Genomic DNA, 15,283 nt, shown 5'->3' with positions numbered 1-15,283 from the left:
CATGAAGTTGATCGTGCTGGACCGCGATGGCGTCATCAATGTCGACTCCGATGACTACGTGCGTAGCGCCGTGCAGTGGCAACCGCTGCCCGGCAGCCTCGCCGCGATCGCCCGCCTGAACCGGGCCGGCTGGCAGGTGGCCGTGGCCACCAACCAGTCAGGTCTGGCCCGAGGCTATTTCACGGAAGATGACCTGGCGGCCATGCACGAGAAGCTGCAACGCCTGCTGGCGGAGGAGGGCGGCCGGGTCGATCTGATCCTGCACTGCCCCCATGGCCCGGAAGCAGGCTGTGACTGCCGCAAGCCGCTACCCGGCCTGTTCCGCGCCATTGCTACCCATTACGGGCGCCCTGATCTTGCGGAAGTCCCCGTGGTCGGCGACAGCCTGCGTGACCTGGAAGCCGGCGTGGCCCTTGGCTGTACGCCCTACCTGGTGCGTACCGGCAAGGGCGAGCGCACCCTGGCCAAGCCCTTGCCATCCGGTACCCAGGTCTTCGCCGACCTGGCTGCGGTGGTTGATCACCTGCTTGAGGAAACGCGCTGATGCGGCTCTTTCGTACCCTGTTGTTCTACGTGCTGCTGGGGACCAGCGGCATCCTCTGGTCCTGCGTCAGCCTGCTGATCGCGCCCTTCCTGGCCTATCGCGCCCGCTATCGGCTGGTGGTCAAGGCCTGGACCGGCTTTGCCGTCTGGCTGGCCAAGGTCATCTGCGGCATTCGTTACGAAATCGAAGGGCTGGAAAACGTCCCGGCGCAGCCCTGCGTGATCGTGGCCAATCACCAGAGCACCTGGGAAACCTTCTTCCTGTCCGCTCAGTTCGAACCCACCTCCCAGGTGATCAAGCGCGAACTGCTGCGGATTCCCTTCTTTGGCTGGGCTTTCTCGCTGCTCAAGCCCATCGCCATCGACCGCGACAATGGCAAGCTGGCCCTGCAGCAGCTGACCGAGCAGGGCGGCCGCTACCTGGCCCAGGGCTGCTGGGTGCTGATCTTCCCCCAGGGCACCCGCATCGATCCTGGCAAGATGGGCAAGTTCTCCCGCGGCGGTGCCGCCCTGGCCTGCAGCCTGAACGTCCCCATCCTGCCCATTGCCCACAACGCCGGCGCCTACTGGCCAAATCGTTCCTGGATCAAGTCGCCGGGGACCATCAAGGTCAGCATCGGCCCGCTGCTCTATCCACAGGGTCAGGATCCCCGCGCCATCGTCGATCTGAATGCCCGCAGCTTCGCCTTCATCGAGCAGGCGCTTGCGCCCGCCTCTGACGCCAGTCCAACCGAGCGCCGCGTCGCCTGACCGCATAATCGCCTGATCGCCAGGCCGCAATGGCCTGGCTGTTTTCACCGGTTTTCCTTACTTTACCCACACACTTATCCACAGGCCGACTAGGCATTTCTGCGTGCCTGAATTTCGGGTTGCTACCTCGGATCAGCGCTCATCCACAAGTACCGACAAGCTTATTCCCAAGCTTATCCACAGGATGATCCTTTATAGCCTGTGTCTCTATGCCGCATGGCACGGCCTCTTTGCTTGCATTCCAAAGCCTCTTCAAAAGACGCTGAGCAAAACTATCCACAAAACCCCTGGCTATAAGATGAGCGGCATTCCTGAGCAGGGAACGAAACGGCGCCTGCCTCTAGCCAGAATGTTTTCCACAAAAAAGCCCCGCATGGCGGGGCTTGTGCATAACCGGAGCTATCAGACGTCGAGGTTCGACACCGCCAGGGCGTTGCTCTCGATGAAATCGCGACGCGGTTCCACCTGATCACCCATCAAGGTGTTGAAGATCTGATCCGCCGTGATGGCATCCTCGATGGTGACCTGAAGCATGCGGCGCACGTTCGGGTCCATGGTGGTTTCCCACAGCTGATCCGGATTCATCTCGCCCAGCCCCTTGTAGCGCTGGATGTTGAATCTCTTGCTGGTCTCGTTCATCAGCCATTCCCAGGCTTCCTTAAAGGTGCTGACCGGGCGACGGCGTTCGCCGCGCTTGGCATAGGCACCTTCTTCCAGCAGGTTGTCCAGCTGGGCGGCCAGCTCGGTCACCAGGCGGTAATCGTTGCTGCCGAAGAAGTCCCGGTTGAAGGTGACGTAGCTGGACAGGCCATGGGCGAGGGTCTCCACCTCTGGTAGCCACAGACCTCGCTCGCGGTCCTCGCGCAGGCTGACACGGTAGGTGGTGCCGGAGCGTTCGGAGGTCTGCAGGCGTGCGTTAAGGCCTTCCAGCCACTGACGCATCGCCGCTTCATCAGCCAGCTGATCGACACCGACCCGCGGCAGGTACAGCAGGTGTTCGCTGACGGCGGCCGGATACAGCCGCGACAGGCGCTTGAAGGTCTTCATCACCTGGCGGTAGCTGTTCACCAGCTTCTCGAGTTCTACGCCGGACAGGCCCGGGGCGTTCTCGTTGACATGCAGGCTGGCTTCTTCGAGGGCGGTCTGGGTCAGGTATTCCTCCATCGCCTCGTCGTCCTTGATGTACTGCTCCTGCTTGCCACGCTTCACCTTGTACAGCGGCGGCTGGGCGATGTAGATGTAGCCCCGCTCGATCAGCAGCGGCATCTGACGGAAGAAGAAGGTCAGCAGCAGGGTACGGATGTGCGAGCCGTCGACATCGGCATCGGTCATGATGATGATGTTGTGGTAGCGCAGCTTGTCGATGTTGAACTCTTCGCGGCCGATGCCACAGCCCAGCGCGGTGATCAGAGTGCCCACTTCCTGGGAGGAGAGCATCTTGTCGAAGCGTGCCTTCTCGACGTTGAGGATCTTGCCCTTGAGCGGCAGGATCGCCTGGGTGCGCCGGTTACGGCCCTGCTTGGCCGAACCACCGGCGGAGTCACCCTCCACGATGTAGAGTTCCGACAGCGCCGGGTCCTTCTCCTGGCAGTCCGCCAGCTTGCCGGGCAGGCCGGCGATGTCCAGGGCGCCCTTGCGCCGGGTCATCTCCCGCGCCTTGCGGGCCGCTTCACGAGCCCGCGCGGCATCGATCATCTTGCCGACCACCGCCTTGGCTTCGTTGGGATTCTCCAGCAGGAAGTCGGAGAAGTGCTTGCCCATCTCCTGTTCCACCGCGGTCTTCACCTCGGAGGAGACCAGCTTGTCCTTGGTCTGGGAGGAGAACTTGGGATCCGGCACCTTGACCGAGATGATGGCGGTCAGGCCCTCGCGGGCATCGTCACCGGTGGTGGCCACCTTGAACTTCTTGGCCAGGCCCTCGGCCTCGATGTAACTGTTCAGGTTGCGCGTCAGCGCCGAGCGGAAGCCCGCCAGGTGGGTACCGCCATCGCGCTGGGGAATGTTGTTGGTGAAGCAGAGGATGTTCTCGTTGAAGCTGTCATTCCACTGCAGTGCCACTTCCACGGCCACGCCGTCGTCCTCGCGCTGCACCTGGAAGTGGAACACCTCGTTCACCGCGGTCTTGTTGGTGTTCAGGTAGTCGACGAAGGCGCGCAGGCCACCCTCGTACTTGAACAGCTCTTCCTTGCCGCTGCGCTCGTCGCGCAAGACGATGCCAACGCCGGAGTTGAGGAAGGACAGCTCGCGAATCCGCTTGGCCAGGATGTCCCAGTTGAACTGGATGTTGTTGAAGGTCTCGGCCGATGGCTTGAAGTGCACCTGGGTACCGGTGGTGTCGGTCTCGCCGATCACTGCCAGGGGTGCCTGGGGCACGCCATGCACATAGACCTGCTCCCACACCTGGCCGGCGCGGCGAATGGTCAGCCGCAACTCCTCGGACAGGGCGTTAACCACCGAGACGCCCACGCCGTGCAGGCCGCCGGACACCTTGTAGGTGTTGTCGTCGAACTTACCGCCGGCGTGCAAGACGGTCATGATGACCTCGGCCGCCGAGACGCCTTCTTCCTTGTGAATATCCACCGGGATGCCGCGACCGTTGTCGCGCACGGTGATGGATTCATCCATGTGGATGGTGATACTGATTTCGCTGCAGAAGCCGGCCAGGGCTTCGTCGATGGAGTTGTCCACCACCTCGAAAACCATGTGGTGCAGGCCGGTGCCGTCATCGGTGTCGCCGATGTACATGCCGGGGCGCTTGCGCACGGCATCCAGTCCCTTCAGCACCTTGATGCTGGAAGAGTCGTAGGTATTGTTCTCGCTCATGCTTGGCTCCCGCTAGTGTGGGTCTGCTTGATATGGCCGTGTTCCACGTGAAACACGCTGACCTCTGTCTCCGGCCGCCAGGCGGCCTGTAGCGTCTCGCGCTCGACACAGGTAATGAAGACTTGGCACTCCAGTGCCTCCAGCAGCCGGCACAAGGCCAGCCGGTGTCCCTCGTCCAGTTCCGAGGGTAGATCGTCGATGAGATAGACGCACTGGCCTCGCTTGACCTGGTTGACCAGCCGCCCCTGGGCAATGCGCAGTGCGCACACCACCAGCTTCTGCTGACCACGCGACAGGATGTCCGCCGCGTTGTGATTGCCAATGCGGATCCGCAGGTCGGCGCGCTGCGGGCCGGCCTGGGTATGCCCCAGCTGCAGATCCCGCGGCAGGCTATCCGCCAGCACCTCGCGCAGATCGCGCTCGCGGTCCCAGCCGCGGTAATAACTCAGGGTCAGGCCGTCCAGCTGGATCAGCTCGGCCAGCACCGCCGTGAATTCCGGCTTCAGACGCTGGATATAGGCCTGGCGAAAGCCATCGATCTCGCCGCTGGCCAGGGCCAGTTCCTGATCCCAGGCGGCCTGCGCCGCAGGGTCGATTTTACCACGTCTGAGCCAGTGATTTCGCTGCCTGAGCGCCTTTTGCAGGCGTTGCCACAGCGGCAGGAAACGCTGTTCCTCGTGGAACACCCCCCAGTCGAGAAACTGCCGCCTGATCTTGGGGCTGCCTTCGAGCAGCCGGAAGCCATCGGGGTTGATCAGCTGCAGCGGCAGCACCTCGGCCAACTGCGCCGCACTGCGGGCATTCTCGCCATTGATGCGGATCTGGTAGTCACCGCCACGCTCGCGCTGGATGCCCAGATTGCAGTCCTGCCCACCAGGCAGCCGCACCTGACCGAACACCGTGCAACTGGCCTGCTCGTGCTGGATAACCGGCGCCAGCTTGGTACTGCGAAAGGAGCGGGCCAGTCCCAGCAGGTGGATGGCTTCCAGCAGGCTGGTCTTGCCGCTGCCGTTCGCGCCATGCAGCAGGTTGACCCGTGGCGAGGGCTGAAGCGCGACCGCCTGCAGATTGCGCAGGCGGTCGGCATTGAAGCGGATCAATGTCATCGAGCGGCGATCAGAGGCGCATCGGCATCACGACATAGGAGGAATCGTCGTTGCCCGCCTCCTGCAACAGCGCACTGCTGCTGGAATCGGACAGGGTGATACGCACCTGGTCGGTGGTCATCACGCCCAGCACGTCGAGCAGGTAGCTGACGTTGAAACCGATCTCCAGGCTGCCGCCGTCATAGTCGACCTGCAGCTCTTCCTCGGCCTCTTCCTGCTCCGGGTTATTGGCCTGGATCTTCATGAAGCCGTTTTCCAGCTGCAGGCGAATGCCGCGATATTTCTCGTTGGAGAGAATGGCGGTGCGGCTGAAAGCCTCGCGCAGATGCTGGCGCTCACCCAGCACCAGCTTGTCGCCATGCCGCGGCAGGACACGCTCGTAGTCGGGGAACTTCCCGTCCACCAGCTTGGAGGTAAAGGTGAAGTCGCCCGTGGTGGCACGAATATGGTGCTGACCCAGAACGACGTTGACCGGTTCTTCCGGTTCGGTGAGCAGGCGCGACAATTCCAGGATGCCCTTGCGCGGCACGATGACCTGGTGCTTCTCGGCCTGGTCGACGTCGGCCTCCAGCATGCACATGGCCAGGCGGTGGCCGTCGGTGGCCACGGCACGCAAGCGTCCGGTGCTGGCTTCCAGCAACATGCCGTTGAGGTAGTAGCGCACGTCCTGCTGGGCCATGGCGAAGCCGGTGCGCTCGATCAGGCGACGCAGGCGGCCCTGGGGAATGCTGAACTTCAGCGAGCCCGGGCCTTCCTCCACGGTGGGGAAGTCGTTGGCGGGCAGGGTGGAAAGGGTGAAACGGCTGCGTCCGGCACGGATCAGCAGCTTCTGCTCCTCGGTGCGGATGTCGATCAGCGCATCGGGCTGCAGGCTCTTGCAGATGTCCATGAGCTTGCGCGCCGGCACGGTGATCTCGCCAGCCTCGGCGGCTTCTTCCAGATCGACCCGGCCAACCAGCTCGACTTCCAGGTCGGTACCGGTCAGCGACAACCGCTGGCCTTCCACGACCAGGAGTACGTTGGACAGCACCGGCAGCGTTTGCCGACGTTCCACGACACCGGCCACCAGCTGCAGCGGTTTCAACAGGGCTTCACGTTGAATGGTGAAATGCATGGTCAGGTCCTTGCCAGGGCCGCGTCCGTCAGGTGGTCAGGGTACGCAGCAGGTTCTTGTAATCCTCGCGAATATCCGCGTCGGATTCCCGAAGTTCGGCGATCTTTCGACAGGCGTGCAACACCGTCGTGTGATCGCGTCCGCCAAAGGCGTCGCCGATTTCCGGCAGGCTGTGGTTGGTCAGTTCCTTGGATAGCGCCATGGCGACCTGCCGCGGCCGGGCCACCGAACGCGAGCGGCGTTTGGACAGCAGATCGGCGATCTTGATCTTGTAATACTCGGCCGCGGTGCGCTGGATGTTGTCGATGCTGACCAGCTTGTCCTGCAGTGCCAGAAGATCCTTGAGCGACTCACGGATCAGCTCGATGGTGATGTCCCGTCCCATGAAGTGGGCGTGGGCGATCACCCGCTTGAGCGCGCCTTCCAGTTCACGCACGTTGGAACGGATGCGCTGGGCGATAAAGAAGGCGGCGTCGTGGGGCAGGTCGACCTTGGCCTGGTCGGCCTTCTTCATCAGGATCGCCACCCGTGTCTCCAGCTCCGGTGGCTCCACGGCCACGGTGAGGCCCCAGCCGAAGCGCGACTTGAGCCGCTCTTCCAGGCCGTCGATCTCCTTGGGATAACGGTCGCTGGTGAGAATCACCTGTTGTCCACCTTCGAGCAGCGCATTGAAGGTGTGGAAAAACTCTTCCTGCGATCGCTCCTTGCGGGCGAAGAACTGGATGTCATCGATCAGCAGGGCATCCACCGAGCGGTAGAAGCGCTTGAATTCGTTGATGGCATTGAGCTGCAGCGCCTTGACCATGTCGGCGACGAAACGCTCCGAATGCAGATAGACGATCTTGGCATTCGGATTGCGCTTGAGCAGGTGGTTGCCCACTGCGTGCATCAGGTGGGTCTTACCCAGACCCACGCCGCCATAAAGGAAGAGCGGGTTGTAGCCGTGCTTGGGATTGTCCGCCACCTGCCAGGCCGCCGCGCGGGCCAGCTGGTTGGACTTGCCCTCGACGAAGTTCTCGAAGGTGAAGGTACGGTTGAGATAGCTGGTGTGCTTGAGTGCACCTTCCACTTGCACGGTGCGTTCGGTCTTGACCGCCGGCTCGTCGGCCTCGGCCAGTTCCGCCGTCACGTCTTCCAGGGCCACACCCGCGGTGACGATATCCGACTGGATCGGCTGCGGGGCCTGTACCGGCGGCGGCAGGGGGCTGCTCTGGCTACTGGGTGTCTGGGCCGGGCGCGGTTTGTTGCTGCGCTTGCTCCCGATCAACAAGGAAAGCACTGGCGCGATACCGTCGTCGGCATGCTCCCCGAGCAATTCGAGGATTCGGCTCAGGTACTTCTCGTTGACCCAATCGAGCACGAAGCGGTTGGGCGCGAACACCCGCAGCTCATCCCCTTCCGCTTCCACCTGCAGTGGCCGGATCCAGGTATTGAATTGTTGCGAAGGCAGCTCGTCGCGCAGCACATCTACGCAACGTTGCCAGAGTTCGACCGACACAGCGTCTCCCAAGGACTGGAGCGGCCCGGAAGGGCCATGAGCAAACGCCCATTGTATCCCTCCCCACCCGGGTTATCCACATGACCGCGCAGTTTCCCGGCGAATAGCCCCTTCCGCCCAGACCACTCTCCAGGCGACCGTCAGCTCTGTGGATAACGCCGTCTGACCTTTCTGGACAAGTACCGGGTTTGCGCTGTGGATAATCGTGATGTGGGTAACCCCTTCGCTTATCCACAGCCTCTGACCAGGCTAGCCACCCTTGCTCCACCTGTTGAAAACAGAGTTGCCGGTCTCGCTCCGGCCAGTGGGCATCTGTGTCTGCGCGTTCTATCCACAGAAATCGGCTTCACCATACATATTCACTTCAACAGTCCTTTAAAACCTTTTGACCTGTTAATTTTATTTACGCGGTCTCCTGTCAGCGCGTGCTGGTTGGAAATTGACCTATACCGAGGCTTTCTCTAGAATCCCCGGTCTCTTTGCGCGGGGCGCTCATGCCTTGCCGCTTTCACCTAGGTAAAAGTCCATGAAACGCACCTTCCAACCCAGCACCCTGAAGCGCGCCCGTGTCCACGGTTTCCGTGCTCGTATGGCAACCAAGAACGGCCGTCAGGTTCTGTCCCGTCGCCGTGCCAAAGGCCGCAAGCGTCTGGCGATCTGATTGCCCGGTCAGGTGGTGAGTCAGGGTTTCGGTCGGGACAGGCGCTTACTGAGCTCCCAACAGTTCCAAGCGGTCTTTGACTCTCCCACCCACAAGGCATCCGGCAAGCACCTGCTGCTGCTCGCCCATGCCAATGGGCTAGACCATTCCCGCCTGGGGCTGGTCATCGGCAAGAAAAGCGTCAAGCTTTCTGTCGAGCGCAATCGCATCAAGCGTGTCATCCGAGATTCCTTCCGTCTGAATCAGGACCGCTTGGGCAGCTTCGATCTGGTCTTCGTCGCCCGGAAAGGGCTCGGCGAAGTAGACAATCCCGAATTGCACGATCAACTGCTGCAACTCTGGAAACGTCTCAATCGCCAGGCGAGCAAGGCCGTTGCCCAGCCAACCGACAGTCCCGACGGTGCTCATGCGTAAACCGGCCCTGCTGCTGATTCGCTTCTACCGTTATGCCATCAGCCCCATGATGGCCAGTCACTGTCGTTTCTATCCGACCTGTTCCGGTTACGCCCTCGAAGCCATCGAGTGCCACGGGCTGCTGCGTGGTGGCTGGCTGACCACACGGCGACTGTGCCGGTGCCATCCCTGGCACTCAGGCGGATACGATCCCGTTCCTCCCGCAAAGAACCCAGCCCCGACCTCTTCGATGGCCGAGTAAACATGGATATCAAGCGCCCGCTACTCATTGCCGCCCTGGCGATCGTGTCCTACACCCTGGTCTTCCAGTGGAACAAGGATTACGGCCAGGCCGATCTGCCCACGGCCAAGACGCAAACCAGCGTCCTGCCCGGCGATACCCCCAACGTGCCCACCGATGTTCCGGCTGACGCCAAGGCCGCGGCCCCGGTGGACAACTTGACCGCTCAGGCCAGCACTGCGCTCATCAAGGTACGTACCGACGTTCTGGATCTGGCCATCGACCCCCGCGGCGGCGACATCGTCCAGCTCGGTCTGGTGCAGTACCCCCGGCGCCAGGACCACCCCGACGTTCCCTTCATGCTGTTCGACAACGGCAACGAGCGTCTCTACTTGGCCCAGAGCGGCCTGACCGGTGCCAACGGTCCCGACGCCAACAGCGCCGGTCGCCCGCTGTACACCTCGGCCCAGTCCAGCTATGTGCTCGCCGATGGCAAGCAACAGCTGGTGGTGGATCTCAAGTACCAGGCCAATGGCGTCGACTACATCAAGAGATTCACCTTCCACCGGGGTCTGAAGGTCGACTGCTCGGACGCCGAGAAGGCGCAGAAGAAGATCACCTGCATCAACCCGGACGCCTATCAGATCCAGGTCAGCTACCTGATCGACAACCAGAGCGCCAACGCCTGGAATGGCGTGCTCTATGCGCAGCTCAAGCGTGACAAGAGCGGGGATCCGTCGGCCACTACCGCGACCGGCGTCTCCACCTATCTGGGCGCCGCGGTCGGTACCCCGGCCGAGCCCTATCGCAAGGTGTCCATGGGCGACATGGACAAGAACCGCCTGCAGGAATCCGTGCAGGGCGGCTGGGTCGGTTGGCTGCAGCACTACTTCGTCACCGCCTGGGTGCCGAACAAGGACGAGCAGCACCAGATCACCACCCGCAAGGATGCCCAGGGCAACTACATCGTCGGCTTCACCGGTCCGCAATTCAGCGTGCCGGCGGGTGGCAAGGGCGAGACCTCGCTCACCCTCTACGCCGGTCCGAAGATCCAGGAACACCTCAAGACCCTGTCCCACGGTCTGGAGCTGACCGTCGACTACGGCTTCCTGTGGTTCATCGCCCAGCCGATCTTCTGGCTGCTGCAGCATATCCACAGCATCCTGGGTAACTGGGGCTGGTCGATCATCGTCCTGACCATCATCATCAAGATGCTGTTCTTCCCGCTGTCCGCCGCCAGCTACCGTTCCATGGCCCGGATGCGTGCCGTCGGACCACGCCTGCAGGCGCTGAAGGAACAGCATGGCGACGATCGCCAGAAGATGTCCCAGGCGATGATGGAGCTGTACCGCAAGGAGAAGATCAATCCGCTGGGTGGCTGCCTGCCCATCGTGGTGCAGATGCCGGTATTCCTGGCGCTGTACTGGGTGCTGCTGGAAAGCGTCGAGATGCGCCAGTCGCCCTGGATGTTCTGGATCACCGACCTGTCGGCCAAGGATCCCTTCTTCATCCTGCCGATCATCATGGGCGGTACCATGCTGGTGCAGCAGATGCTGAACCCGGCGCCGCCGGATCCCATGCAGGCCAAGGTGATGAGAATGATGCCGATCATCTTCACCTTCTTCTTCCTGTGGTTCCCGGCCGGTCTGGTGCTGTACTGGATCGTCAACAACTGCCTGTCGATCCTGCAGCAGTGGTACATTACCCGGAAGATCGAGGCGGCCGCCAAGAAGGCCTGACCCCGCTCAACCTGTCCACACGACGCCCCTTGATTGGGGCGTCGTGCTTTCTGGAGGATCGTCATGTCCCTGCCTTCCGACAGCATCGCCGCCATCGCCACCGCCACCGGCCGTGGTGGTGTCGGCATCGTGCGCGTCTCCGGCCCCCTGGCCGCACCCCTGGCCCAGGCCATCTGCGGCCGCGAGCTACCGCCGCGGCATGCTCACTATGGCAATTTCCTCGCCGCCGACGGCAGCGTGCTGGACGCGGGCATTGCCCTGTTCTTTCCTGGCCCGAATTCCTTCACCGGCGAAGACGTCCTGGAATTGCAAGGTCACGGCGGCCCGGTGATCCTCGACCTGCTCTTGCGCCGTACGCTGGAAGAGGGGGCGCGGCTGGCCCGTCCGGGCGAATTCAGCGAACGCGCCTTTCTCAACGACAAGCTGGACCTGGCCCAGGCGGAGGCCATCGCCGATCTCATCGAGGCCAGCACCGAGCAGGCGGCGCGCAATGCCCTGCGCTCGCTGCAGGGCGAGTTCTCCCGTCGGGTGGAAAGCCTGGTCGAGCAGCTCATCCGCCTGCGCATCTATGTCGAAGCCGCCATCGACTTTCCCGAGGAGGAGATCGACTTCCTCGCCGATGGTCGGGTCCAGGGATTGCTGGAGGGTGTGCAAGCCGAACTGCACGAGGTCCAGCGTGAAGCCAATCGCGGTGCCCTGCTGCGCGACGGCATGACGGTGGTGATCGCCGGCCGGCCCAATGCCGGCAAGTCCAGCCTGCTCAACGCCCTGGCCGGACGGGAAGCCGCCATCGTCACCGACATCGCCGGCACCACCCGGGATGTCCTGCGCGAACATATCCACATCGATGGCATGCCGCTGCATGTGGTCGATACGGCCGGGCTGCGCGATACCGCCGACCGGGTGGAGCAGATCGGCGTCCAGCGCGCCCTGGACGCCATCGCCGGTGCCGATCGAGTGCTGCTGGTGGTGGATGCCAGCGCCCCGGAAGCCGGGGATCCCCAGGCGCTGTGGCCGGAACTGCTGAGCACCCGGCCGCCACTGGACAAGCTGACGGTGATCCGCAACAAGGCCGACCTCACCGGCGAAGCCACCGGCCTGTTGCCCAGCACCGAGCCGGTGGAGATCGCTCTGAGTGCCACCGATGGTGGCGGTGTCGAGGCCCTGCGCGAACACCTCAAGGCCTGCATGGGCTTCGAACAGACCACCGAGGACGGCTTCAGCGCACGGCGTCGCCACCTGGACGCCTTGCAGCGGGCCGCCAGCGCTCTGGACCATGGCTATCGCCAACTCACCCTGGCCGGCTCTGGCGAACTCCTGGCCGAAGACCTGCGGCAGGCCCAGCAGGTACTTGGCGAGATCACCGGGGCCTTCAGCTCCGACGACCTGCTCGGCCGCATCTTCTCCAGCTTCTGCATCGGCAAGTAAACCCTGCCCGCTGCTCCAGGCCTGTGCAATGCAGGCCTTGGCTATCCTCATTCCCCCTTTCCAGAGCCCTGTTGATAACCCTGCCTGAGGTCTGCCTATAAATCGGTGCACGACCTGTCCATGATTGGCGTTGTGGATAAGCGAGCAAAGGCTCCACAGGATGCTGAGAGCTTGTGTTCATCCACAGCACAAGACGTACACCGGGTTCAGGTTTTCCCCAGCCCAGCCCCGACGTGGCCTGTGTAGGGTTATCCACAGAAAATGGCTTGCGTATACATAAGCTCTATAACAGTCCTTTTAAAACTTTCTTCCCTATTGTTTATATTGGAGCCCCTCACCGCTGACTGGTCATTTTTTGGCCAGAGCCCCTTCTGCAAGACTGGCCTAGGGCTTATACTTGCCGGCTTTCCTTTGAATTCCTGCCAACAGGCACGAGGTGCGTGGTGGACTTTCCTTCCCGTTTCGACGTCATCGTGATCGGCGGCGGCCATGCCGGTACCGAAGCGGCCCTGGCGGCCGCCCGTATGGGTGTGCGTACCCTGCTGCTTACGCATAATGTGGAAACTCTCGGCCAGATGAGCTGCAATCCCGCCATTGGCGGCATCGGCAAGAGCCATCTGGTCAAGGAGATCGATGCCCTGGGCGGCGCCATGGCCGCGGCGACGGATCTCGCCGGCATCCAGTTCCGTATTCTCAACAGCCGCAAGGGACCTGCCGTCCGCGCCACTCGCGCCCAGGCCGATCGCGTGCTGTACAAGGCGGCTATCCGCTACGCCTTGGAAAACCAGCCGAACCTGTGGATATTCCAGCAAGCCTGTGACGACCTCATCGTCGAGGGGGATCGCGTCGCCGGCGTGATCACCCAGATGGGCCTGAAATTCCATGCGGATAACGTGGTGCTGACCGCCGGGACCTTCCTTGGTGGTCTTATCCACATCGGCATGCAGAACCACAGCGGTGGACGAGCGGGAGATCCGCCCGCCATCGCCCTGGCCCAGCGCCTGCGGGAACTGCCACTGCGGGTGTCCCGCCTGAAGACCGGTACGCCTCCGCGCATCGACGGCCGGTCGGTGGATTTCTCGGTGATGACCGAGCAGCCCGGGGATACCCCCTTGCCGGTGATGTCCTTCCTCGGCAATCGCGAGCAGCATCCGCAGCAGGTCAGCTGCTGGATCACCCATACCAACGCCCGCACCCACGACATCATCCGCGCCAACCTGGATCGTTCGCCCATGTATTCGGGCGTGATCGAAGGGGTAGGGCCGCGCTACTGTCCGTCCATCGAAGACAAGATCCATCGCTTCGCCGACAAGGACAGCCATCAGGTCTTTCTCGAACCCGAGGGCCTGACCACCCACGAGCTCTACCCCAACGGCATCTCCACCTCGCTGCCCTTCGATGTGCAGCTCGAGGTGGTGCGCTCCATGCGCGGCATGGAAAACGCCCACATCCTGCGGCCCGGCTACGCCATCGAATACGACTTCTTCGATCCGCGGGATCTCAAGTACAGCCTGGAAACCAAGGTCATCGCCGGCCTGTTCTTCGCCGGCCAGATCAATGGCACCACCGGTTACGAAGAAGCCGGCGCCCAGGGTCTGCTCGCCGGGGCCAACGCCGCGCTGCGCGCCCAGGGCCGTGAAGCCTGGTGTCCGCGTCGCGACGAGGCCTACCTCGGCGTCCTGGTGGATGACCTCATCACCCTGGGTACCCAGGAGCCCTACCGGATGTTCACCTCGCGCGCCGAGTACCGGCTGATCCTGCGCGAAGACAACGCCGACCTGCGCCTGACCGAAAAGGGCCGGGAATTGGGCCTGGTGGACGATCAGCGCTGGGCGCTGTTCGAAGCCAAGCGCGAAGGCATCGCCCTGGAAGAGCAGCGCCTCAAGGCGACCTGGATTCGCCCGGGCACGCCCGAGGGCACGGCGGTGGCCGAGCGCTTCGGCACGCCGCTCAATCACGAATACAACCTGCAGAATCTGCTGGCGCGTCCGGAGATCGACTACGCCGGCCTGATGGCCGCCGTGGGCCAGACACCAGCCGAGACCCAGATCGCCGAGCAGATCGAGATCAAGACCAAGTACGCCGGCTACATCGATCGCCAGCAGGACGAGATCCAGCGTCTGCGCGCCAGTGACGCCGTGGCGCTGCCGGCAGAGCTCGACTACGCCACCATCTCCGGACTGTCCAAGGAGATCCAGCACAAGCTGGCCCAGGCCCGTCCCGAGACCCTGGGGCAGGCCTCGCGCATCCCTGGCGTCACGCCGGCGGCGGTCTCGCTGCTGCTGATCCACCTGAAGAAGCGCAGCGCCGGTCGCAGCCTGGAGCACAGCGCCTGATGGCCAGCGCGATTCAAGCCAACGAACTGCGCCAGGGAGCCGAGATCCTGGGTGTGATGCTCTCCGCCCCGGTGGAGGAGCGGCTGCTGGGCTACCTGGACCTGCTGGTCAAGTGGAACAAGGCCTACAACCTGACCGCGGTGCGTGATCCTGACGAGATGGTCTCGCGGCACCTGCTGGACAGCCTCAGCATCGTCCCCCATGTGGCGGCCGGGCAGTGGCTGGATGTGGGCAGCGGCGGCGGCATGCCGGGCATTCCCCTGGCGATCCTGTTTCCCGAATCGCGCTTCACCCTGCTCGACAGTAACGGCAAGAAGACGCGCTTCCTGACCCAGGCCAAGATCGAGCTGGGTCTGGACAACCTTGAGGTGGTCCACGCCCGTGTCGAGACCTTCCAGCCGGCGACGCCCTTCACCGGCATCGTCTCGCGGGCGTTTAGCGCCATCGACGACTTCGCCACCTGGACGCGGCACCTGGGCGACAACCAAACACAGTGGCTGGCGATGAAGGGGCTGCACCCCGACGACGAGCTGGCCAAGCTACCAGCGGATTTCCGGGTTGCGGCGGCGCACGTCCTCGCGGTTCCCGGTTGCCAAGGCCAGCGGCACTTGCTGATACTGCGCCGCACGATTGGAGAGGGGTAAGGCGGTA

General features: G+C 63.0%; 13 protein-coding genes. 9 read left to right on the top strand and 4 right to left on the bottom strand.

Features of this window, described 5'->3' with window-relative positions; translation table 11 throughout:
- Position 1 precedes the first annotated feature (1 nt).
- The gene (gene gmhB / locus ACWPW1_RS00555; protein ID WP_454252264.1) at positions 2-544 is read left to right on the top strand and encodes a D-glycero-beta-D-manno-heptose 1,7-bisphosphate 7-phosphatase; all 543 of its coding nucleotides are present in this window, start codon (positions 2-4) and stop codon (positions 542-544) included.
- On the top strand, positions 544-1,293 hold the full coding sequence (locus ACWPW1_RS00550; RefSeq protein ID WP_454252263.1) for a lysophospholipid acyltransferase family protein: 750 nt from the start codon (positions 544-546) through the stop codon (positions 1,291-1,293). Before gmhB ends, ACWPW1_RS00550 begins: the two co-directional genes overlap by 1 nt.
- Positions 1,294-1,695: 402 nt before the next feature.
- On the opposite strand, the gene gyrB is transcribed toward ACWPW1_RS00550, so the two are convergent.
- From gyrB to dnaA, 4 genes are read right to left on the bottom strand one after another with little or no spacing between them, the layout of a single operon-like run.
- Entirely contained in the window at positions 1,696-4,116 is a 2,421-nt protein-coding gene (gene gyrB, locus ACWPW1_RS00545; RefSeq protein WP_059313001.1) for a DNA topoisomerase (ATP-hydrolyzing) subunit B, read from the bottom strand.
- Positions 4,113-5,222, bottom strand: coding sequence for a DNA replication/repair protein RecF (recF, locus tag ACWPW1_RS00540; RefSeq protein ID WP_017641478.1), 1,110 nt, complete (start codon positions 5,220-5,222; stop codon positions 4,113-4,115). Before recF ends, gyrB begins: the two co-directional genes overlap by 4 nt.
- Positions 5,223-5,232: 10 nt before the next feature.
- Positions 5,233-6,336, bottom strand: coding sequence for a DNA polymerase III subunit beta (dnaN, locus tag ACWPW1_RS00535; RefSeq protein ID WP_007160136.1), 1,104 nt, complete (start codon positions 6,334-6,336; stop codon positions 5,233-5,235).
- Positions 6,337-6,364: 28 nt separating this feature from the next.
- Positions 6,365-7,834, bottom strand: coding sequence for a chromosomal replication initiator protein DnaA (dnaA, locus tag ACWPW1_RS00530; protein ID WP_454252262.1), 1,470 nt, complete (start codon positions 7,832-7,834; stop codon positions 6,365-6,367).
- A gap of 526 nt (positions 7,835-8,360) precedes the next feature.
- On the opposite strand from dnaA, the gene rpmH reads away from it, so the two are divergent.
- The 7 genes from rpmH to rsmG all read left to right on the top strand — a co-directional run bounded on the left by rpmH (position 8,361) and on the right by rsmG (position 15,276).
- On the top strand, positions 8,361-8,495 hold the full coding sequence (gene rpmH, locus ACWPW1_RS00525) for a 50S ribosomal protein L34 (RefSeq protein ID WP_007160134.1): 135 nt from the start codon (positions 8,361-8,363) through the stop codon (positions 8,493-8,495).
- Between the two features lie 12 nt (positions 8,496-8,507).
- Complete coding sequence (gene rnpA, locus ACWPW1_RS00520) at positions 8,508-8,909, top strand: ribonuclease P protein component (protein WP_059316791.1); 402 nt, start codon at positions 8,508-8,510, stop codon at positions 8,907-8,909.
- Entirely contained in the window at positions 8,902-9,150 is a 249-nt protein-coding gene (gene yidD / locus ACWPW1_RS00515) for a membrane protein insertion efficiency factor YidD (RefSeq protein ID WP_082696248.1), read from the top strand. Before rnpA ends, yidD begins: the two co-directional genes overlap by 8 nt.
- A gap of 2 nt (positions 9,151-9,152) precedes the next feature.
- Positions 9,153-10,868 carry a membrane protein insertase YidC gene (gene yidC, locus ACWPW1_RS00510; protein WP_454252261.1) on the top strand — a complete coding sequence of 572 codons (1,716 nt, stop codon included), beginning with the start codon at positions 9,153-9,155 and terminating at the stop codon, positions 10,866-10,868.
- A gap of 63 nt (positions 10,869-10,931) precedes the next feature.
- Entirely contained in the window at positions 10,932-12,296 is a 1,365-nt protein-coding gene (gene mnmE / locus ACWPW1_RS00505) for a tRNA uridine-5-carboxymethylaminomethyl(34) synthesis GTPase MnmE (RefSeq protein WP_454252260.1), read from the top strand.
- 443 nt (positions 12,297-12,739) lie between these two features.
- A complete protein-coding gene (mnmG, locus tag ACWPW1_RS00500) occupies positions 12,740-14,632 on the top strand; it encodes a tRNA uridine-5-carboxymethylaminomethyl(34) synthesis enzyme MnmG (RefSeq protein ID WP_454252259.1) in 1,893 nt (630 codons plus the stop codon).
- Positions 14,632-15,276: a 16S rRNA (guanine(527)-N(7))-methyltransferase RsmG gene (gene rsmG / locus ACWPW1_RS00495; protein WP_454252258.1), complete on the top strand. Its 645-nt coding sequence runs from the start codon at positions 14,632-14,634 to the stop codon at positions 15,274-15,276. Before mnmG ends, rsmG begins: the two co-directional genes overlap by 1 nt.
- The last annotated feature ends 7 nt before the right edge of the window (positions 15,277-15,283 follow it).

It is taken from the genome of Pseudomonas sp. Marseille-Q7302 (assembly GCF_965111925.1).
The sequence above is the reverse complement of the archived record's forward strand: the minus strand, read 5'-3'. Positions and strand labels throughout refer to the sequence as shown.